The following is a 17,568-nucleotide window of genomic DNA, read 5'->3' as shown; positions in this document are numbered from 1 at the left end:
CTATGGAGTCAGTAGACCTACTATACAAAGGGATATACATTCTGGTAATTTTCGGTATCACACTGCTGATAGCGACCTACTCTACCTACTTTGAGCGTAAAATAGCCGCCTTTATCCAAGACCGTGTGGGACCAAACCGTGCCGGCCCTGCTGGTCTGATGCAGCCGCTGGCTGATGCAGGAAAGCTCTTTTTTAAAGAAGACTTTATTCCTGCCAGGGCGAGCAAAGCCCTGTTCATCATTGGGCCAGGTATTGCCATGCTGGTAGCTACCATGTCGAGCGCGGTGATTCCGTTTGGCGATATGCTGCTGGTAAACGGCCATGCGATCTTTTTACAGGCGATAGAGGTAAACATCGGGGTGCTATATGTCTTTGGAGTGGTGTCGCTGGGCGTATATGGCCTGATGATCGGTGGCTGGGCGTCGAATAACAAGTTCTCGCTACTGGGTGCTATTCGGGCGGCCTCGCAGAACATCAGCTACGAACTGGCCATGGGACTTTCGCTGATTGCGGTGCTGATGCTGAGCGGCTCGCTCTCGCTGCGCGAAATTGCGGAACAGCAACACGGTTTTAACTGGAACATCTGGTACCAGCCCCTGGGCTTTATCATTTTCCTGGTGTGCGCCTTTGCCGAGACCAACCGTACCCCGTTCGACTTGCCGGAATCTGAGGCCGAACTGATCGGCGGATACCATACCGAGTATGGCTCCATGAAGTTGGGTATGTACCTGTTTGCTGAGTATATCAACATCTTTGTGGCTTCGGCGGTCATGTCTACGCTCTACTTTGGCGCCTACAACTTTCCATTTATGGACAACCTGCGCGAAGCCATCAGCGATCCGGTAACGGCCAACAACGTGGTGACGCTGGTAGGAGTTGTGGCCATGTTTGCAAAGATATTCCTGTTCATCTTCTTTTTTATGTGGGTTCGCTGGACGCTGCCACGCTTCCGCTACGACCAACTGATGAAGCTGGGCTGGCAGATCCTCATCCCGCTGGCCATCCTGAACATTATCCTGACAGGTGGCGGTGTGCTGCTGAAACAATATTTATTTTAACTAAACTTGAATGTTGCCCCCTCTCTCCGTGTTAAAGCAGGAGACAAAGGACAACAATCATAAGCTGACATAAATGGAACCACTATCCAATAGAAGAAAAAACGTTGAGAAGCTGCCCATGACGTTCGCCGAGCGGGCATACCTGCCGGCCATTGCGCAGGGCCTGGGCATCACGTTAAAGCACTTCTTTAAGAAAAAAGCAACGATACAGTACCCGGAGCAAACCCGCGAGCGCAGTTCAGTGTGGCGCGGCCTACACGTGCTGAAGCGTGATGAAAACGGTGCCGAGCGCTGCACCGCCTGCGGCCTTTGCGCCGTAGCCTGCCCTGCCGAAGCCATTACCATGACGGCTGGCGAGCGCGTGAAGGGCGAGGAGCACCTGTACCGCGAAGAGAAGTATGCCGTGACCTACGAGGTGAACATGCTGCGCTGCATCTTCTGCGGCCTCTGCGAGGAAGCCTGTCCCAAAGCGGCCATCTTCCTGCAGGACGACAAGATTGCCCCTGCCCGCTACGAGCGCGACGAATTTATTTATGGCAAAGACCGCCTGGTGGAGCCACTGAAAACCACTGAAACAAAATAAACCGATGACTGAAAGTCTGTTCTATTTTCTTGCCTCCCTCACGCTGCTGTGCGCCCTGATGGTGGTGATCTCCAAAAACCCGGTGCATAGCGTGCTGTTCCTGATCATCACGTTCTTTACCATCTCCGGCCATTACATTTTGCTGAATGCGCAGTTCCTGGCGGCCGTGAACATCATTGTGTATGCCGGCGCTATCATGGTGCTTTTCCTGTTTGTGATTATGTTCCTGAACATGAACAAGGATTCGGAGAATCGTGTAAAAACCTCCACGCTGAGCAAATTTGCCGGAACAATTGCCGGAGGCCTGCTTTTTGTGATTATGATCGCAGCTCTGAAAGATACGGCCGTGGCAGGCTACAATGCCGATACCTTTACCTCACAAACTGGTATGGTGGAGAACCTCGGGGCTGTGCTCTTTACGCAGTACCTGCTGCCCTTTGAACTGGCCTCCGTACTGTTCCTGGTCGCCATGGTAGGCGCTGTGATGTTGGGTAAACGGGAAGTTGGAGAGCAGCATTTCTAAGAGAAAAGACTTTATTAAAATATAAGTATAAAGCCAGTGCAAATGCGCTGGCTTTTTTGCTGTAGCGTCTCTAGTACTTGTGCAAATCAAACCCACCCCTAACCTTTCCAAGGAGGGGAATCATATCCCAGAAGTGCTACAAAGCTAAAGCCCTTGCCAGGTGCACTTTGTGACACTCCACTGTTCGAGCGTTCAGCGAGTGGGGGTAGGGGCCCTCGATTTAGAGGGTCTTGATTCTTTTGCTTACGAGGTAGGAGCCCTCTCTTTTTCTCATCAAGGAGAAAAGTAAGGCCCAGCCGGCAAGGCGAAAAGCTGGTTATAAAACTTACAGAAGAAGTATAGATAAGCCTCTGCAACTTGCCCACACGGTCCTTTCAGGATGACAAGGAAAGGGGTAAACTCATACCTTATTCCTTCACTTTTACTCTAGGCTTTAGCATTACTTCCAGCAGTTCCGTGTGGCCCTGGTCATCATCCGAAACCAGGATAGCTTTATATCCGCCACTTTCGTTTTTTTCCTTTACCACAACTGATTCTGCTTTACCGGTATATACGCTGCCATTCTTGTTCTTCAACTGCACCGCCGACACTTGCAGCGGGTTGGCTGCATCCCCGGCACGTCCCAACGTATAAAGCGGAATAAAACCTATAAAGCTGCCCAGCACTTCGCCATCGTCCACGGCATTGGGGGCATTCTCGATCGAGGCAGAGAAAAAAAGCTTATCGTCGAAAATGTGCGCGCCAGAGAAGCCAGCTTCATAAGGCCCCAACTGCGGCAGCCGCAAGTAAAAAGGCGATGCATTGGGAAGTTCTCCTCCTTCCATCAGATAATTTAGGAATTCGTCCTTTTTGAATCGGAAAATAGTATTCGGACCAGCTGCTAGGCGGCGTTGCAACAGGTAAAAATGATCCTGGTCGGAAGCAAGCCCTTCAATGTTGAGGGTTTCATTGCCACTTTGGCGCGCAAGTATTTTTTGCAGAAACATGTAAAATGCGCTGATGTCCACTGCCTGTGTTTGCTTGGGATCGGCCTGATTTACGACAAAAGCTTTGTTGCGGGCTGTTGTTGAGCCCGAGCCAAGTAACAACAGGTAATCGGCGTCTTTATACCTGAAATGTGTCATACTCTCTAGATCGGCCTTCTCTAACTTTGGTATGCGGCCGCTGTCAAAGCTGGTGGTATCAAATAGGGTAGTTTTCTCCACCAATTTATAAGTGGCATCCAGCAAGTATAAGTATGGCGAATCATCTCCCACTACATAATAGCCCATACCCGCAGCCTCCATACCGGAACCCGAAGGCAGATCCTGGTAAAATACTTTTTGCTGAACGACGGCCTCCATGTCCTCAACTGAAAGCGAGGAGGTGGGAGTGGACTTTTGCTGACAGCCAGCAAGGGAAACAGAAGAAAAAAGTATGGCCATGAATAATTTTGATTGCATAAGTGTTTTAGTTGCTTTACCTCCTGTACGTAAAGTTAGAGAGGCCGAATAATTACAGTGCAGTTACCCACTAACATAACTGGGCCGGAGGCTTGCAGGAATTTCACGCATGATGAGTTCTTCACCAATTATACTTGTTCTCAACCGTTTGGGCAAGTGCTATCTCTATCCTCAACACTACATGGTACTTTTCTATTCTATGACCTCTACACCAATCAGCCAGATATACTATAGGGGTAACCGCACGAGTATATGCCACCTGCTTTCGCAACTGCCGGCATCACCTTTAATAAAACAGGAGGTATGCCCTCTTCCACTGCAGGTGTATAACCGCCAAGCGCTAAGAAGAATAGGAAATATGTTATGGAATTTTAAAAAATGGGGATAACTTTGCGACTTGATTTTTGGATTGTAAGAAACCTACGATACGTTCAGGCCTACTAAAAATGAACCAGATACCTGATATCATCAGAACTGTCCCGCTTAATTATTACCTGTACTTTAGCACTGCTCTTTTTGTTATTGGAGTAATCGGGGTACTCACCCGGCGCAACGCCATTGTGATCTTCATGTGCGTAGAGCTCATGCTGAACGCGGTAAACCTGCTGCTCACCGCCATGGCCTCTTACCGCGCCGATGCCAGTGCCCAGGTTTTCGTGTTCTTCATCATGGCGGTAGCCGCAGCCGAAGTATGCGTGGGCCTTGCCATCATTGTGATGACCTACCGCAACACCCGCTCCACTGACGTGCAGATGCTCAACGACCTGAAGTGGTAGTTGCCCTATTTTTCTCCCTGAACAGCTTTTTAAACTACAAACATAGATGCAAGAGATAGTAATGCCCAGTATAAACCAGGACATGGCATGGCTCTGTTTGCTTATTCCGTTGCTGCCGCTGCTTGGCTTTATCATCAACGGGCTGGGCAACCGCAAAATCGCCAAAGGCCTGGTCGGCTTTATTGGTTGCGCCACCGTGCTGGTGTCGTTCCTGATTTCGATCTACCTGTTCCTCGACTTTAAAGCCAACGGCAGCCATCCGTACATGGTCAATTTTTACGATTGGATCTCGGCGGGCACCCTGCACATTGGCTTTTCGTTTCTGGTCGACCAGCTCACGCTGCTGATGTTGCTGATGGTGACCGGCATTGGCTTCTTTATTCACCTCTACTCGGCCGGCTATATGAGCCACGACGAGGGCTTTGGCAAGTTCTTCTCCTTCCTGAACCTGTTTATGTTCTCGATGCTGCTGCTGGTGATGGGCTCCAACTACGTGATGATGTTCGTGGGCTGGGAAGGTGTGGGCCTTTGCTCTTACCTGCTCATCGGCTTCTGGAACAAGAACACCAACTATAACAATGCCGCCAAGAAAGCTTTCATCATGAACCGCATCGGTGATTTGGGCTTTCTGCTGGGCATTTTCCTCATCTTCATCACCTTTGGCAGCGTGAGCTACCCGATGGTGTTCCTGGAGGCCAGCAAAATGACAGGCCTGGATACGCCGATGATGATCGCCATTACCATGTTCCTGTTCATCGGTGCCATGGGCAAGAGCGCGCAGATCCCGCTGTTTACCTGGCTGCCGGATGCGATGGCGGGTCCAACACCGGTTTCGGCCCTGATCCACGCTGCGACCATGGTAACGGCTGGTATTTACATGGTAGTGCGCTCCAATGTACTGTTTGTACTGGCTCCTACAACGCTGGAAGTGATCGCCATTGTTGGTGCCGCTACGGCGCTGCTGGCCGCCACCATTGGCCTGGTGCAGAACGATATCAAGAAGGTGCTCGCTTACTCTACTGTGTCGCAGTTGGGGTATATGTTTCTGGCGCTGGGTGTGATGGCTTTCTCCTCTTCTATGTTCCACGTGCTGATGCACGCCTTCTTCAAGGCGCTGCTCTTCCTGGGAGCCGGTTCTGTGATTCACGCCATGAGCAACGAGCAGGACATGCGCCGTATGGGCGGCCTGCGCAAAGCTTTGCCGATTACCTTTATCACCTTCCTGATCGGTACGCTGGCCATTTCAGGTATCCCGCCGTTTGCCGGCTTCTTCTCTAAAGATGAGTTGCTGGCCCACGTATTCGAGCATAACAAGATTCTCTGGGGTATTGGCGTGCTGGCCTCGTTTATGACTGCCTTCTACATGTTCCGTGCCCTGTTCCTGACTTTCTTTGGTACGTTTAGAGGCACAGAAGCGCAGAAGCACCACTTGCACGAGTCGCCTGCCGTGATGACGATTCCGCTCATCGTGCTGGCCATACTTTCTACCATCGGTGGTTTTCTGGGCATTCCGGAGATCTTTGGCGCCGACCACGTGCTGGGCGAGTACCTGGCACCCCTTTATACCTTGGCCCGCAGGGTAAATCCTGCTGCTTTCGAGGCCGCAGCTGTGTCGCATAGCTTGGAATTCACCCTCATGGCGGTATCCGTGGGCGTAGCCGTGCTGGCCATTATCATTGCGTATGTCATGTACGTGAGGAAAGAGGAGGTACCCGCCGAAGAAGGCGAGCGCCTGGCCCCGGTGCACAACCTGCTTTATCACAAATACTACATCGACGAACTCTATAATACACTCATCGTGCGCCCGGTAATGTGGCTCTCCAATGCCGTGTACCGCTTTGTGGACGTGGTGATTGTGGATGGTATTGTGAACGGCGTGGGTAAGTTTGTGCTGGGCAGCGGCCGCACGTTGCGCTATGCCCAGAGCGGGGCTATCGGTTTTTACCTGCTCGTAATGGTATGCAGCATCGCCCTGATTCTATTTTTAAACTTCTTTATCGGATAAGGCTCTTAGAAGATGATTACAGCTCTATTACTTTTCTGGCCTGCCCTTGCTGCCCTGCTGGTGTTGTTGCTTAAAGGGCAAGGTGCCAAGAGAGTGGCTTTTGTTGCGGCGCTCGTAGAATTTGCTCTGGCGCTCTTCGCTACCTCGGCCTTTAACAGCGAGAGTGGCAGCATACAAGCTGCAGTTAACATTCCATGGGTCGCCAGTGCCGGTATCAGCTTTGCTATCGGTATGGATGGCATCAGTCTCCTGATGGTACTGCTGACCACCTTCCTGGTGCCGCTCATCATTCTCTCGTCGTTTAAGCACGCGTATAAAAACCCGAACGTGTTTTACGCGCTCATCCTGTTCATGCAAACCGGTTTGCTGGGCGTGTTCGTGTCGCTGGATGCGTTCCTGTTCTACTTCTTCTGGGAGGTAGCCCTGATCCCAATTTACTTTATCTCCGCCATCTGGGGTGGTGCCCGCCGGGTGCCGGTAACCTTTAAGTTCTTTATCTATACCATCTTCGGCTCGCTGTTTATGCTGGCCGCTTTTGTGTACTTATACTTCCAGACAGGTGCAACAGCTACCTCGCCACACTCCTCCAGCCTGCTGGCCTTCTATGACCTGGCGCTGAGCAGCAGTGCGCAAGGCTGGATATTCTGGTTCCTGTTCATCGCTTTTGCGATCAAAATGCCGGTGTTCCCCTTCCATACCTGGCAGCCCGATACCTATACTGAATCGCCTACGCAGGGCACCATGCTGCTCTCAGGCATCATGCTCAAGATGGGTATCTATGGCGTCATTCGCTGGTTGCTGCCAGTGGTACCGTACGGGGTGAGCCAGTGGGATGAGGTAGTGCTGGTGCTGTCAATCATCGGCATTGTGTACGCTTCCATCATCGCCATTCGCCAGCGCGACCTCAAACGCCTGATCGCTTATTCGTCTATCGCGCACGTGGGCCTGATCGCTGCCGGTATTTTCACGCTGAACGAGCAAGGCATGCAGGGTGGTGTAATCCAGATGCTGAGCCACGGCGTGGTAGTAACGGGCTTGTTCTTTATCATCGACATCATTTACAGCCGCACGCAAACACGCGAGATCACCAGCCTGGGCGGTATCACCCAAAACACGCCAGCGCTGTCGATCATGTTCATGGTGCTGCTGCTGGGCTCTGTTGCCCTGCCGCTTACCAGTGGTTTTGTGGGCGAGTTCCTGCTGCTCTCAGGCGTGTACCAGTACAACGGCTGGATGGGCGCTGCAGCAGGCTTAACCATCATCCTAGGAGCAGTGTACATGCTGCGGATGTTCCAAGGGGTAATGTTTGGTACCAAGTCAGAGGTTACGGAGAACTTTGCCGACCTGACCTTCAACGAGAAAGCCGTGCTCATCCCGCTGGTGGTGATGGTGTTCTGGATCGGTTTGTTCCCCAACACCTTCCTGAGCATTTCGGAGCCGGCGGTGCATGTGCTGCTCAACGTGATCAAGCGCTAATTAGAATAAAGAGTTTAACAGGAAATAGACGACATGACTTCAATCATACTTTTATCCGTTTTCGGCGTCATCAACCTCTTTATAGGTTTCTTGAAGTCTAAGCGGGTATTGCTGCCCCTGGCGCTGCTGTTTCTGGCGGTGGTGTTTGTGGTAAACCTGCTGAGCTGGAACGAAGCGCAGAGCTACTTCAACCACATGCTCACCATCGACAACTATGCGGTGGCCTTTACCGCTATTATGGTGCTCACCACCCTGCTGCTCATCCCCTTTTCGCAACGGTATGTAGAGGAGCAGAACGAGAACCTGGCTGAGTTTTACTCTTTGCTGCTCTTCTCGCTGGTTGGTGCTGTAATGATGGTGAGCTACGAGAACCTGCTGATGCTCTTCATTGGTATTGAGATTCTTTCCATTGCCATGTATGTGCTGGCTGGCAGCGATAAAAAGCGTATCCGTTCCAACGAAGCCGCCCTGAAGTATTTCCTGATGGGTGCTTTCTTTACCGGTATCCTGCTGTTTGGTATTGTGCTGATCTATGGCGCTACCGGCTCTTTTTACCTGACGGATATTGCTGCAACGGCGGCTGCCACCGATGGCACTGTAAATGGCATGTTCATGCTGGGCCTGCTGCTGCTCATCATCGGCATCTCTTTTAAAATATCTGCTGCGCCTTTCCACTTCTGGGCACCCGACGTGTACGAAGGCGCTCCTACCCTCTTTACCTCCTTCATGTCGACGGTGGTGAAGATTGCTGGTGTGGCCGCGTTCTATAAACTGATGGCTACTGCTTTTGCCGCCTCTTACGCGGCCTGGTTCCCAACGCTGATTGCCATCACCGTGCTCACGCTGGTGGTGGGTAATATCGGCGCAGTGGTGCAGACAAGCTTTAAGCGTATGCTGGCTTACTCCAGCGTGTCGCATGCGGGTTACCTGCTGATGGGGCTGATTGCTTTTAACGAGCGCTCTGATGCTTCTATCATGTTCTACTCACTGTCTTACGCGCTGGCTACGGTAGCTGCTTTCGGCGTGCTGAAGTATGTGTCGGCACAGCGCAATGGTGATGAACGTTATGAAGCTTTTAATGGCCTGGGCAAGACAAACCCGCTGCTGGCCTTTGCCATGACGGTATCGATGTGCTCCCTGGCCGGTATTCCGCTGACAGCCGGTTTCTTTGGTAAGTTCTTCATCTTCGCAGCCGTAGTGCAAAATGCTAACCTAATGTGGCTGGTGGTGATTGCAGTACTAATGGCTACTGTAGGTATCTACTACTACTTTAGAGTGGTGATCGCCATGTATATGCACCCTGCCGGCAATGTGGAAAAGATTCGCGTGGGCAGTTTCGCTTCCTTTGTGCTGATCTTTATCACGGTATTCACCATCCTGCTGGGCATCGTGCCAGCGCTGGTAAGCGATCTGATCTAACGTATAGTGCTTATAATGAAAAGCGGCTGCCCTTTTCAGAGCAGCCGCTTTTCATTTTTATACTTATCTCTACATTCCAATTGTTTCCATACGCGTTTAAATTCGTAAAAGGAAGTCACAAGTATAAACGGATACGTACAAGCACGATATGAAAGATATAGCAAAGCTGACTTTAATAGCAGGTATGCTCATGGCCTTCACCGCCTGCGGCGACCAGGAGCACAATACAATCGAGGGCGAAACAGATGCTGTAGATAACAGCCAAGGCAACAATATTGAAACCGATACTTCCATCACACAAGACCCAGACACGACTACCTACCATGATATGACGCTATAGAACTTATGCCCAGGTAGCCACACTACATCACCCATCTGGGCACTGTCTGCTCCGGCAGGCAGCTGTTCGTTGTATTGGTAGCTTATATCTTTGTCAGATTTGAGAGAAAGAAGTTGGCGTGAGGAAGGTGGAGGTGATGTGTGAGACAATTTTCGCATCGGCATACTCCGGCATGCCGCTGATCTTTTTCCATTCCGGATCGCTGCCAAAGGCTTTCCAGTTCTTATCGTGCTCGGCCATGTCATCAAACGTGATCATATAGGTCAGGTTCGGGCGTAAGGCACCGATAATGGTTTCCCCGAAGAATACAGGCGTGAGGCCGGTCCGCTTAAAGATATCGATCTCTCCTTTGTTGAACATCTCGATCTTCTTTTTACCGGCACTCTCGCTGGCGCTCTCGTAGCGCCGCAGCTCAAACAGGCGCGGCTTCTGGGCTGGAATAGCTATTTGCGGCATCTGTGCAAAGGCTTTTAAGAGCGAGCTCTCGATGCGCTCGTAGGCGGGGTCTGTGGCGGGAGCGGTCAAGTAAGCAGCGCCGGCTTTATTGTAAGCAGCATTCTGGCTCAGTTCCTCCTGCACCCTGCCGAAATCTGCCAAAGACTTATATGGAATAAGCACATAGATCTTGGTCATTCCTTCGGGCTCGAGGTCCCGGAATACACCTACAGGTTTACTCCCCAACTTGTTTAAGGCAGGGATGGCGGCATGTTGCAAATAATCCTCTACCAACCGCTGCTGCGCTTCGTTTTTTAAAGTATAAACCCGAAGCTCATAGAACTCCCCGTCTACGCGTTCTGCTGTTGTCAACACCCGCGAAGCCGCACTGGCTGCTGGTACCAAGCCTGTCGCTAAAGTAGCGCTTAACAGAGATGCTCTTACAAATGATCGTCTTTCCATAGATTGAAATGCATGTCAGGAGCCACTTAGACAGAATAAGAATGTCCTGAGCAACCTATCATATTTGTGGGGATCACCAGGCCATACACGCCCCGCTACCAAGCTACTTTCAGCCTGCCAGCACCCGGTTATACTTGTGTTTATTTTTACGGATTACGTGAACTACCTCGATAAACTTTTGCCTATACCTGGCGGATACTTTCAGTCAATCAGGCATTATCCTCAAACTTCACACACTCGCGCAGCTCCTTCTCAGTGTAAGCCAGGTTATGCTCTTTCAGCACCTCGACCGGTACACCTTTCCATTGGTTAGGGCGGTTGCCCATGTAGCCGATATCCTTTACACCCATTTCAGAGGTAAAGAACCCGGTGGCCGTTAAGTTGCGCATGAGGTTAAAAAAGGCTACACCCTTCTTCATTTCCGGTTTTGCCCGCTCGGGGTAGGCAATCTCGTCTACAATAGCTAATTGCTGCTTTTCAGGCAGGTCGCGAAAGGGCTTTTCATACTTGTTCATGCTTTGTATGTCCAGCCACCTGAGACCACTGCGCATAGGCGTCTGGTTCTCGGGCTTATCTTTTACGATGAACTCAATAAAATCCGGCACACCGGCATCCGACGCACTGCCACTCACCTCATCTTTCGGAATGATGATATCGGCCAGCACCGTAATAGTGGCCATCTCTTCGTCGGTAAAGAAATCTTTGGATTTGATGTTCTTTAAACGCTCCACCTCCTCTGCCATGCGCCCGGAACTAACGGGAGAGGATTCAGGCGCTTCCATGACCTCTGCTACGGTCTGCTTGTCCTTCTGCTCGCCACAGGATTCCAGAATGAAGGCGGAGGAAACAGTGCCCACCACAATGGCTTTCAGGGATTCTCTTCTGTCCATATAAGTATGCTTTAGCTTAACGGCTGGTGCTTAAATGTTCTGCTTTTTCATTTGATCCACAATATACTCTGAAGCCCGCATCGATAAAGCGAGAATGGTCCAGGTGATGTTCTTGTCACCTTGCGACACAAACTGCCCGCCATCTACGCAAAATACGTTCTTGGCGTCGTGGGCCTGGCTCCACTTGTTCAGCGCCGACTTTTTAGGATCGTTGCCCATGCGCACGGTGCCGGCCTCATGTATAATCTTGCCGGGGTTCTGCAGGCCCCAGTTGTTGTGCGGCCCCGCATCATCGCCCGAGGTGATCACAGCGCCCATTTCGTGCAGTATTTCCTTAAACGTTTGATTCATGTGTTTGGCCTGGTTTATCTCATAGTCCGAGTACTTCACATTGAAGCGCAACACCGGAATGCCATATACATCCACAACGTTCGGGTCGATCTCACAATAATTATGCGCAAAAGCGATTGCTTCTCCGCGGCCGGCCATGCCTACACCCGCCCCATACATAAAGCGGTAATCGTCTTTCAGCGACTTGCCATAGCCACCGGCCTCTTTGGTTCTGCCATTTACCTGCAGCTTTCCGTTCAGGTTTTCAATTCCCCAGCCAAAGCCGTAAGCCGGCTGCTGCATGCCACCCCAGTATTCGATGTGGTAGCCCCGCGGAAAGTCCAGCTTCTTATTATCTAGCCACCAGGGCGTGTACACGTGCATGCCGCCCACGCCATCTTCGTTGTAGCGCTTGCGGCCCATGAGTTGCGGCAGCACCCCACTTACAGAAGCACCTGTGGAGTCGTGCAGGTACCGGCCTACTACGTCGCTGGAATTGGCCAGGCCATTTGGGTGGCGTCGCGATACGGAATTAAGCAGCAGGCGGGCACTTTCGCAGGCGCTGGCTGCCAGAATGACGACGCGGCCGTTTACCTGGTAATCCTTCATGTCGTCTTTGTTAACGAAAGACACCCCCGTAGCCAAACCCTCGGAATTGGTCACCACTTCGCGGGCCATGGCATTCGGAATCACGTCCACGTTTCCAGTGGCTACAGCGGGCTTCACCAGGCAGGACGAGGAGGAGAAGTCAGCGTATATTTTGCAGCTGCGGCCGCATTGTGAGCAGTAGAAGCATTGGCCGCGCTCGTCGTTAATTTTTTGCGTGAGGATGGACAAGCGGGAAGGTATAACCGGAATACCAATGCCGCCAGCCGCTTTCTTGAGCATCAGCTCGTGCAGGCGCGGCAAGGGTGGTGGCAGAAAAATACCGTCCGGCTCATTCTCCAAGCCCTCATTGGTGCCAAACACGCCGATCAGTTTGTCTACTTTGTCATAGTATGGCTTGATATCGTCATACCCAATGGGCCAGTCTTCACCCAAGCCATCAATGCTTTTGCCTTTAAAGTCTTTCGGGCCGAAGCGCAGGGATATGCGGCCCCAGTGGTTGGTTCTGCCGCCCAGCATGCGCGCGCGCCACCAGTCCCACTGGGTTCCTTCAGCCTGCGTGTATGGCTCGCCATCTATCTCCCAGCCCCAGTAACAGCCGTCAAAGTCGCCGAACGGCCTGAACTTGGTACTGGCACCTCTGCGCGGAGACTCCCATGGGTTTTTTAACTGTGCTGAATCCGTGGCAGGATCAAACATAGGGCCTGCCTCGATGAGGCATACTTTTAAACCGGCGTTTGCTAATACATAAGCAGCCATGCCGCCGCCGGCGCCGGAGCCCACGATCACAGCGTCGTATTTCTTAGGTTGTTTCTTAACTTGAAAATCTGCCATAAAGCGTCTGCGGATGAAGAGTTGAAAGAACAGGCAAAATCCTGACATTCGGGTAGCTCAGGCGGCGGATAAAATGCGCCCCTTGAGAGCAAACCCGCTGCTTGTCACTACTATGTTACACATTTACAATGGCAAGTGCAACGCTTTCATGCAATTTTCATCAAACAAAGTAAGGGCTTGCGCACCTGTTTGCTTAAAATGGATGGTGCAACACTAATATCAAGCTTTCGGCAGGGCAATTCCTGCTCTCCGCACCCGGCCTACATTACTGTTAAAGCCTTAGCTCGAAGTGAGTCTCCTGGAGCATACCCCTGCCAATACCCCATACTTGCAGCGGCGAATAGAGCAGAAGTGACAGAGACATCTCCGGTAGTAAAAAGAAAAGCCTGCCACTTTACGCGGCAGGCTTTTCTTTGAAGATCTAAATATAATTTAAATATAAACAATGCTGAATGTTCCGGCTTTACATAGCTATAGGTTCAGGATCATGACGACCTTATCGCTTGTGTTGCCATTCCCGTCGCTAAAGCCGTTGGTCTGGAGATTGGCAATCTCAAAGCCCAGGTTCTCATAGAGCTTCATGGCGCCTGTGTTGGCCTCTACTACCTGCAGGCACAGCACCTGCAGCTGGTGGTTTTCCCTGGCCCAGCCCACTACGGCATTGAGTAGCAGCGAGCCCAGTCCTTTGTTCTGGTATGCCTTCAGCATGCCCATACTTATCAGGCCGGTAGGATTCTCGCCCGGCTCATCGCTGCCGGTCAAATCTATGTTGCCGATAACACGGTCCTGGTGCAGTGCCAGTAGCAACAAGCTGTTCGGGCTGTCACGCAGGCTCTTGATCCACCTGGCTTCGTCGGCTACGGTGTATGCCAGATCCTCCGGCGACACGATCAAATATTTGCTGGTGAGCACATACTCCCGCACCGTTTCCAGCAACGCTTCGGAGTCGGCTATACTTCCTTCGCGAAGCAAAATTTGCTCTCCCGTTTTTAACGTATGTCGTTGTTCTTTTACCTTCATCAAAAACGGAAGAGCAAACGCCTAGCCCTCATAGGCTAGTGCTTCATGCGGATGTGTAATTCGTCTAGTTGGTCCTGCGAAATAGGGGCCGGCGCATCAATCATTACATCGCGGCCCGAGTTGTTTTTTGGGAAAGCGATATAGTCGCGAATGGAGTCAGAGCCGCCAAACAGGGAGCAAAGCCGGTCGAAACCAAAGGCGATGCCGCCGTGCGGGGGTGCCCCATACTCAAATGCCTCCATCAGGAAGCCGAACTGCGCCTTGGCCTCGTCTCTGGAGAAACCCAGCAGGTGGAACATGCGCTCCTGCAACCGGCGGTCGTGAATACGGATAGAGCCGCCGCCTACTTCCACCCCATTGATCACCATGTCGTAGGCGTTCGCGCGGATATCACCCGGGCGGTCGTCGATCAGTTCAATGTCATCAGGCTTTGGTGAAGTGAACGGATGGTGCATGGCGTGGTACCGCTGCGTCTGCTCATCCCACTCCAGCAGCGGGAAATCAACCACCCACAGCGGTGAGAATACGTTCTTGTCGCGCAGCCCCATCTGGGTGCCCATCTCCAGGCGCAGCTCATTAAGTGCCTTGCGCGTCTTGTCTTTCGGACCGGCCAGGATCAGCAGCAGGTCGCCTGGCTTGGCTTCAAACGCCCAGGCCCATGCCTGCAGGTCTTCTGCGGTAAAAAATTTATCAACCGATGATTTTATACTTCCGTCCTCATTGATGCGGGCGTATACCAAGCCTGTGGCCCCAACCTGCGGGCGCTTTACAAAGTCTGTCAGCTCGTCGAGCTGCTTGCGGGTATAGTTGGCTGCACCACGGGCATTGATCCCAACCACCAGTTCGGCGTCATCAAATACCTTAAAGCCTTTGTGCCGGGCCAGGTCGTTGAGCTCTACAAAACGCATGTCGAAGCGTGTGTCTGGCTTATCGGAGCCGTAGTAACGCATGGCATCGTCGTACGTCATGCGGGGCAAGCGGTCTATGTGGATGCCTTTTACCTGCTCAAACAGGTGGCGGATGAGGCCTTCGAAGCGGTTGAGGATGTCTTCCTGCGTCACAAACGACAGCTCACAATCTATCTGCGTAAACTCGGGCTGGCGATCCGCACGCAAGTCCTCGTCGCGGAAGCACTTTACAATCTGGTAGTATTTGTCGAAGCCGGCCACCATCAGCAGCTGCTTAAACGTTTGTGGCGACTGCGGCAGGGCATAAAACTCGCCGGGGTTCATACGGCTCGGCACCACAAAGTCGCGTGCACCTTCCGGCGTCGATTTGATCAGCACCGGCGTCTCTACCTCAATAAAGAAGTGGCTGTCCAGGTAATGGCGCACCTCGCGCATCATGCGGTGGCGCAGCTCTAAGTTATGGCGCACCGGCGACCGGCGCAGGTCCAGGTAGCGGTAGCGCATCCGCAGGTCGTCGCCACCGTCGGTCTCATCTTCTATCAGGAAAGGAGGTAACTTCGAAGGATTCAGTATTTCCAGCTTCTTTACCTGCACCTCAATGGCGCCGGTCGGTATTTTATCATTCTTCGAGTAGCGCTCCACCACCTTGCCGGTCGCCCGGATCACATACTCACGGCCCAGGCTGCGTGCCTGGTCAAACAAAGCCGGGGGCGTCAGCCCTTCTTCCAAAGAAAGCTGCGTGATGCCATAACGATCGCGCAGGTCAATCCAGAGCATGCCGCCTTTGTCGCGCAGGCGCTGCACCCATCCGGTAAGTATCACTTCCTCGCCTACGTTGTAGATCCGTAGTTCGCCGCAAGTATGAGTTCGAAGCATAGTTCAGTTTCTAATAATCAATAAATTTATGAGGCAAAATTAATAAAATAAATAGCTCGGTGGCAATTATTCCAACAGCTTCCGCATCCGGCTTACATTATTCACTTCCACAGCATCGGGCTCTTTCTTCAGGATACTGGCAATACCCGACCTGGACTTGCCACCAAACAGAATCACCTGCAGCCCCTGCTTTTGAGCCCGGCGTACTTGTTCCTGTTTTACATAGTGAGAGGGCGCCACAATACCCTGAAAGCGGTGTTGCAGCACTTTGCGAAAAGCGCCATCAAAGTCATCGTCCGCATCCACTAGCAACGTTGCCTGGGGTTCCTCCTTCCTGAACGCCTCCAGCAACGCTTCATCCGGAGAGATAAAGGCCAGCTTCTGAAGCGGATAAGCATACTTCCGGAGCAGTTCCATAAGCGTGGCGGCGTACCAAGCACGGCGCTCCGGGGTACTGTTGCGCAGGTCCAGTTGCAGGTAAGGTTTTTCGGGCATACTCCCCAGGTATTGCAGCAGCTGCTCCAGCGAAATGATCTTTTCATCCTGAAACAGATCATACAGAAAGCCGGCTTTGTACGGAACGCCCAGCACCTGTTCGGCACGCATCGTATCGATCAGGCCTGCTTTCGCTGTAAACGTGTTTAGCGTCGGGTCGTGGTACAGGATAGCGGTGCCGTCGCTGCTCAGCTGCACGTCTACCTCTACCCCATCGGCCCCATGCTCAAAAGCCTTTTTCAGGGATGCCATACTATTGGGGGGCAAAGGGTTAAAAGGGCTCAGTGGTGTAAGAAAGCCCGAGCCGGCATGGCCGATCACGAGCGCCGGCGGGTGTGTTGCGGCTGCCTGCGCACTTGCGCTGCCGTAGCCCAAACAGCTGAACAGCAGGAGCCACAGGAAAGATTTGGGTGACATAGGTTTCTGATACATTCTATACCTTTTGCACAAGAAAAGCCATACTTGCTAAGTATGGCTTCTTTGGTTGACAGGCGACGTGGTTTATTTGAACAGGCCACCCAGTTTGTCGCCGAGACCGCCGGGTAGTTTATCCTTCAGAGCACTACCGCCCAGCATGCCCAGGATGTCAGACTGGCCCATACCTTCGCCACTAACCTTGCCACTCAGCTTTCGCATGATGAAGCTGATCACAAACGGCCCTGCCTGCTTGGCAATACTCTCCGGCACTCCTAACTTCGTGGTCAGGTCACCCACATAATTGCTAATGATACTGTTCACCCCGGCGTGGTCCATCGGGCCTTTATTTCCTTTCAGGATATCCATAATGCCGCCAAAGTCGCCGCTGGTCGCCTGGTCCTTCAGCCCTTGCTTTAAGTGGTCCTGCGCCAACTCTACTGATTTATTGGCTGTGTCGGGTTGTAACTGAAACTTGTCTTGCAGCTCACCGGTGAGCTGCCCTTTGATATTATCTATGAATTGTTCTAACATATCTGCTTTACTTTTATTGATGGGCTATCCGTATGACAGCCTCCTCTAAAGTATAACGACAAACTGCAGCTTAAGATACCAAGAGCTATATTAGAATACGAAAAGAGGTGTTTAAGTCTGGCAACATAATTGCACTAAAATA

At 51.9% G+C, this 17,568-nt stretch carries 16 protein-coding genes; 8 read left to right on the top strand and 8 right to left on the bottom strand.

What is annotated here, in order from left to right; all coding sequences use genetic code 11:
- Positions 1 to 2 precede the first annotated feature (2 nt).
- The 3 genes from nuoH (at position 3) to ABDW72_RS16550 (ending at position 2,164) form a co-directional block, all read left to right on the top strand.
- Positions 3 to 1,058, top strand: coding sequence for an NADH-quinone oxidoreductase subunit NuoH (gene nuoH, locus ABDW72_RS16560; protein WP_347159713.1), 1,056 nt, complete (start codon positions 3 to 5; stop codon positions 1,056 to 1,058).
- Between the two features lie 73 nt (positions 1,059 to 1,131).
- Positions 1,132 to 1,641 carry a NuoI/complex I 23 kDa subunit family protein gene (locus ABDW72_RS16555; protein ID WP_347159712.1) on the top strand — a complete coding sequence of 170 codons (510 nt, stop codon included), beginning with the start codon at positions 1,132 to 1,134 and terminating at the stop codon, positions 1,639 to 1,641.
- A gap of 4 nt (positions 1,642 to 1,645) precedes the next feature.
- Positions 1,646 to 2,164: an NADH-quinone oxidoreductase subunit J family protein gene (locus ABDW72_RS16550; protein ID WP_347159711.1), complete on the top strand. Its 519-nt coding sequence runs from the start codon at positions 1,646 to 1,648 to the stop codon at positions 2,162 to 2,164.
- A 407-nt stretch (positions 2,165 to 2,571) separates the two neighbouring features.
- Here the strand turns inward: ABDW72_RS16550 and ABDW72_RS16545 are convergent, their stop codons facing one another.
- Positions 2,572 to 3,606, bottom strand: a complete 1,035-nt coding sequence (locus tag ABDW72_RS16545) for a DUF6929 family protein (RefSeq protein WP_347159710.1) — start codon at positions 3,604 to 3,606, stop codon at positions 2,572 to 2,574.
- A gap of 446 nt (positions 3,607 to 4,052) precedes the next feature.
- Between ABDW72_RS16545 and nuoK the strand changes: the two genes are divergently transcribed.
- The 5 genes from nuoK (at position 4,053) to ABDW72_RS16520 (ending at position 9,622) form a co-directional block, all read left to right on the top strand.
- Positions 4,053 to 4,382, top strand: coding sequence for an NADH-quinone oxidoreductase subunit NuoK (gene nuoK / locus ABDW72_RS16540; RefSeq protein ID WP_347159709.1), 330 nt, complete (start codon positions 4,053 to 4,055; stop codon positions 4,380 to 4,382).
- A gap of 46 nt (positions 4,383 to 4,428) precedes the next feature.
- The gene (gene nuoL / locus ABDW72_RS16535) at positions 4,429 to 6,387 is read left to right on the top strand and encodes an NADH-quinone oxidoreductase subunit L (RefSeq protein WP_347159708.1); all 1,959 of its coding nucleotides are present in this window, start codon (positions 4,429 to 4,431) and stop codon (positions 6,385 to 6,387) included.
- Between the two features lie 12 nt (positions 6,388 to 6,399).
- The gene (locus ABDW72_RS16530) at positions 6,400 to 7,863 is read left to right on the top strand and encodes a complex I subunit 4 family protein (RefSeq protein ID WP_347159707.1); all 1,464 of its coding nucleotides are present in this window, start codon (positions 6,400 to 6,402) and stop codon (positions 7,861 to 7,863) included.
- Between the two features lie 33 nt (positions 7,864 to 7,896).
- Complete coding sequence (locus ABDW72_RS16525; protein ID WP_347159706.1) at positions 7,897 to 9,282, top strand: NADH-quinone oxidoreductase subunit N; 1,386 nt, start codon at positions 7,897 to 7,899, stop codon at positions 9,280 to 9,282.
- 148 nt (positions 9,283 to 9,430) lie between these two features.
- Positions 9,431 to 9,622 (top strand): hypothetical protein, encoded by a 192-nt coding sequence (locus tag ABDW72_RS16520; protein WP_347159705.1) that lies wholly within the window; start codon positions 9,431 to 9,433, stop codon positions 9,620 to 9,622.
- A 93-nt stretch (positions 9,623 to 9,715) separates the two neighbouring features.
- Here ABDW72_RS16520 and ABDW72_RS16515 read toward each other — a convergent pair whose 3' ends face one another.
- From ABDW72_RS16515 to ABDW72_RS16485, 7 genes are all read right to left on the bottom strand, one after another.
- Positions 9,716 to 10,519: an NIPSNAP family protein gene (locus tag ABDW72_RS16515; protein ID WP_347159704.1), complete on the bottom strand. Its 804-nt coding sequence runs from the start codon at positions 10,517 to 10,519 to the stop codon at positions 9,716 to 9,718.
- Positions 10,520 to 10,728: 209 nt separating this feature from the next.
- Positions 10,729 to 11,409: a gluconate 2-dehydrogenase subunit 3 family protein gene (locus ABDW72_RS16510; protein ID WP_347159703.1), complete on the bottom strand. Its 681-nt coding sequence runs from the start codon at positions 11,407 to 11,409 to the stop codon at positions 10,729 to 10,731.
- Positions 11,410 to 11,439: 30 nt separating this feature from the next.
- Entirely contained in the window at positions 11,440 to 13,179 is a 1,740-nt protein-coding gene (locus tag ABDW72_RS16505; RefSeq protein ID WP_347159702.1) for a GMC oxidoreductase, read from the bottom strand.
- Positions 13,180 to 13,650: 471 nt separating this feature from the next.
- A complete protein-coding gene (locus ABDW72_RS16500; protein ID WP_347159701.1) occupies positions 13,651 to 14,199 on the bottom strand; it encodes a GNAT family N-acetyltransferase in 549 nt (182 codons plus the stop codon).
- Between the two features lie 35 nt (positions 14,200 to 14,234).
- Positions 14,235 to 15,983, bottom strand: a complete 1,749-nt coding sequence (gene aspS / locus ABDW72_RS16495) for an aspartate--tRNA ligase (RefSeq protein WP_347159700.1) — start codon at positions 15,981 to 15,983, stop codon at positions 14,235 to 14,237.
- Positions 15,984 to 16,049: 66 nt separating this feature from the next.
- The gene (locus ABDW72_RS16490; RefSeq protein ID WP_347159699.1) at positions 16,050 to 16,895 is read right to left on the bottom strand and encodes a glycerophosphodiester phosphodiesterase; all 846 of its coding nucleotides are present in this window, start codon (positions 16,893 to 16,895) and stop codon (positions 16,050 to 16,052) included.
- Positions 16,896 to 16,979: 84 nt separating this feature from the next.
- Positions 16,980 to 17,426 carry a hypothetical protein gene (locus ABDW72_RS16485; protein WP_347159698.1) on the bottom strand — a complete coding sequence of 149 codons (447 nt, stop codon included), beginning with the start codon at positions 17,424 to 17,426 and terminating at the stop codon, positions 16,980 to 16,982.
- Positions 17,427 to 17,568 lie beyond the last annotated feature (142 nt).

Origin of the sequence: Pontibacter chitinilyticus (assembly GCF_039748935.1) — a bacterium.
Taxonomy (GTDB): Bacteria; Bacteroidota; Bacteroidia; order Cytophagales; family Hymenobacteraceae; genus Pontibacter; species Pontibacter chitinilyticus.
Note: the sequence above shows the minus strand (reverse complement) of the source record. Positions and strands in the feature narration are given on the sequence as shown.

Excerpts from the sequence above, each read along its gene's own strand:
- nuoH (WP_347159713.1), top strand. The coding sequence starts at position 3 with ATGGAGTCAGTAGACCTACTATACAAAGGGATATACATTCTGGTAATT.
- ABDW72_RS16555 (WP_347159712.1), top strand. The coding sequence starts at position 1,132 with ATGGAACCACTATCCAATAGAAGAAAAAACGTTGAGAAGCTGCCCATG.
- ABDW72_RS16550 (WP_347159711.1), top strand. The coding sequence starts at position 1,646 with ATGACTGAAAGTCTGTTCTATTTTCTTGCCTCCCTCACGCTGCTGTGC.
- ABDW72_RS16545 (WP_347159710.1), bottom strand. The coding sequence starts at position 3,606 with ATGCAATCAAAATTATTCATGGCCATACTTTTTTCTTCTGTTTCCCTT.
- nuoK (WP_347159709.1), top strand. The coding sequence starts at position 4,053 with ATGAACCAGATACCTGATATCATCAGAACTGTCCCGCTTAATTATTAC.
- nuoL (WP_347159708.1), top strand. The coding sequence starts at position 4,429 with ATGCAAGAGATAGTAATGCCCAGTATAAACCAGGACATGGCATGGCTC.
- ABDW72_RS16530 (WP_347159707.1), top strand. The coding sequence starts at position 6,400 with ATGATTACAGCTCTATTACTTTTCTGGCCTGCCCTTGCTGCCCTGCTG.
- ABDW72_RS16525 (WP_347159706.1), top strand. The coding sequence starts at position 7,897 with ATGACTTCAATCATACTTTTATCCGTTTTCGGCGTCATCAACCTCTTT.
- ABDW72_RS16520 (WP_347159705.1), top strand. The coding sequence starts at position 9,431 with ATGAAAGATATAGCAAAGCTGACTTTAATAGCAGGTATGCTCATGGCC.
- ABDW72_RS16515 (WP_347159704.1), bottom strand. The coding sequence starts at position 10,519 with ATGGAAAGACGATCATTTGTAAGAGCATCTCTGTTAAGCGCTACTTTA.
- ABDW72_RS16510 (WP_347159703.1), bottom strand. The coding sequence starts at position 11,409 with ATGGACAGAAGAGAATCCCTGAAAGCCATTGTGGTGGGCACTGTTTCC.
- ABDW72_RS16505 (WP_347159702.1), bottom strand. The coding sequence starts at position 13,179 with ATGGCAGATTTTCAAGTTAAGAAACAACCTAAGAAATACGACGCTGTG.
- ABDW72_RS16500 (WP_347159701.1), bottom strand. The coding sequence starts at position 14,199 with ATGAAGGTAAAAGAACAACGACATACGTTAAAAACGGGAGAGCAAATT.
- aspS (WP_347159700.1), bottom strand. The coding sequence starts at position 15,983 with ATGCTTCGAACTCATACTTGCGGCGAACTACGGATCTACAACGTAGGC.
- ABDW72_RS16490 (WP_347159699.1), bottom strand. The coding sequence starts at position 16,895 with ATGTCACCCAAATCTTTCCTGTGGCTCCTGCTGTTCAGCTGTTTGGGC.
- ABDW72_RS16485 (WP_347159698.1), bottom strand. The coding sequence starts at position 17,426 with ATGTTAGAACAATTCATAGATAATATCAAAGGGCAGCTCACCGGTGAG.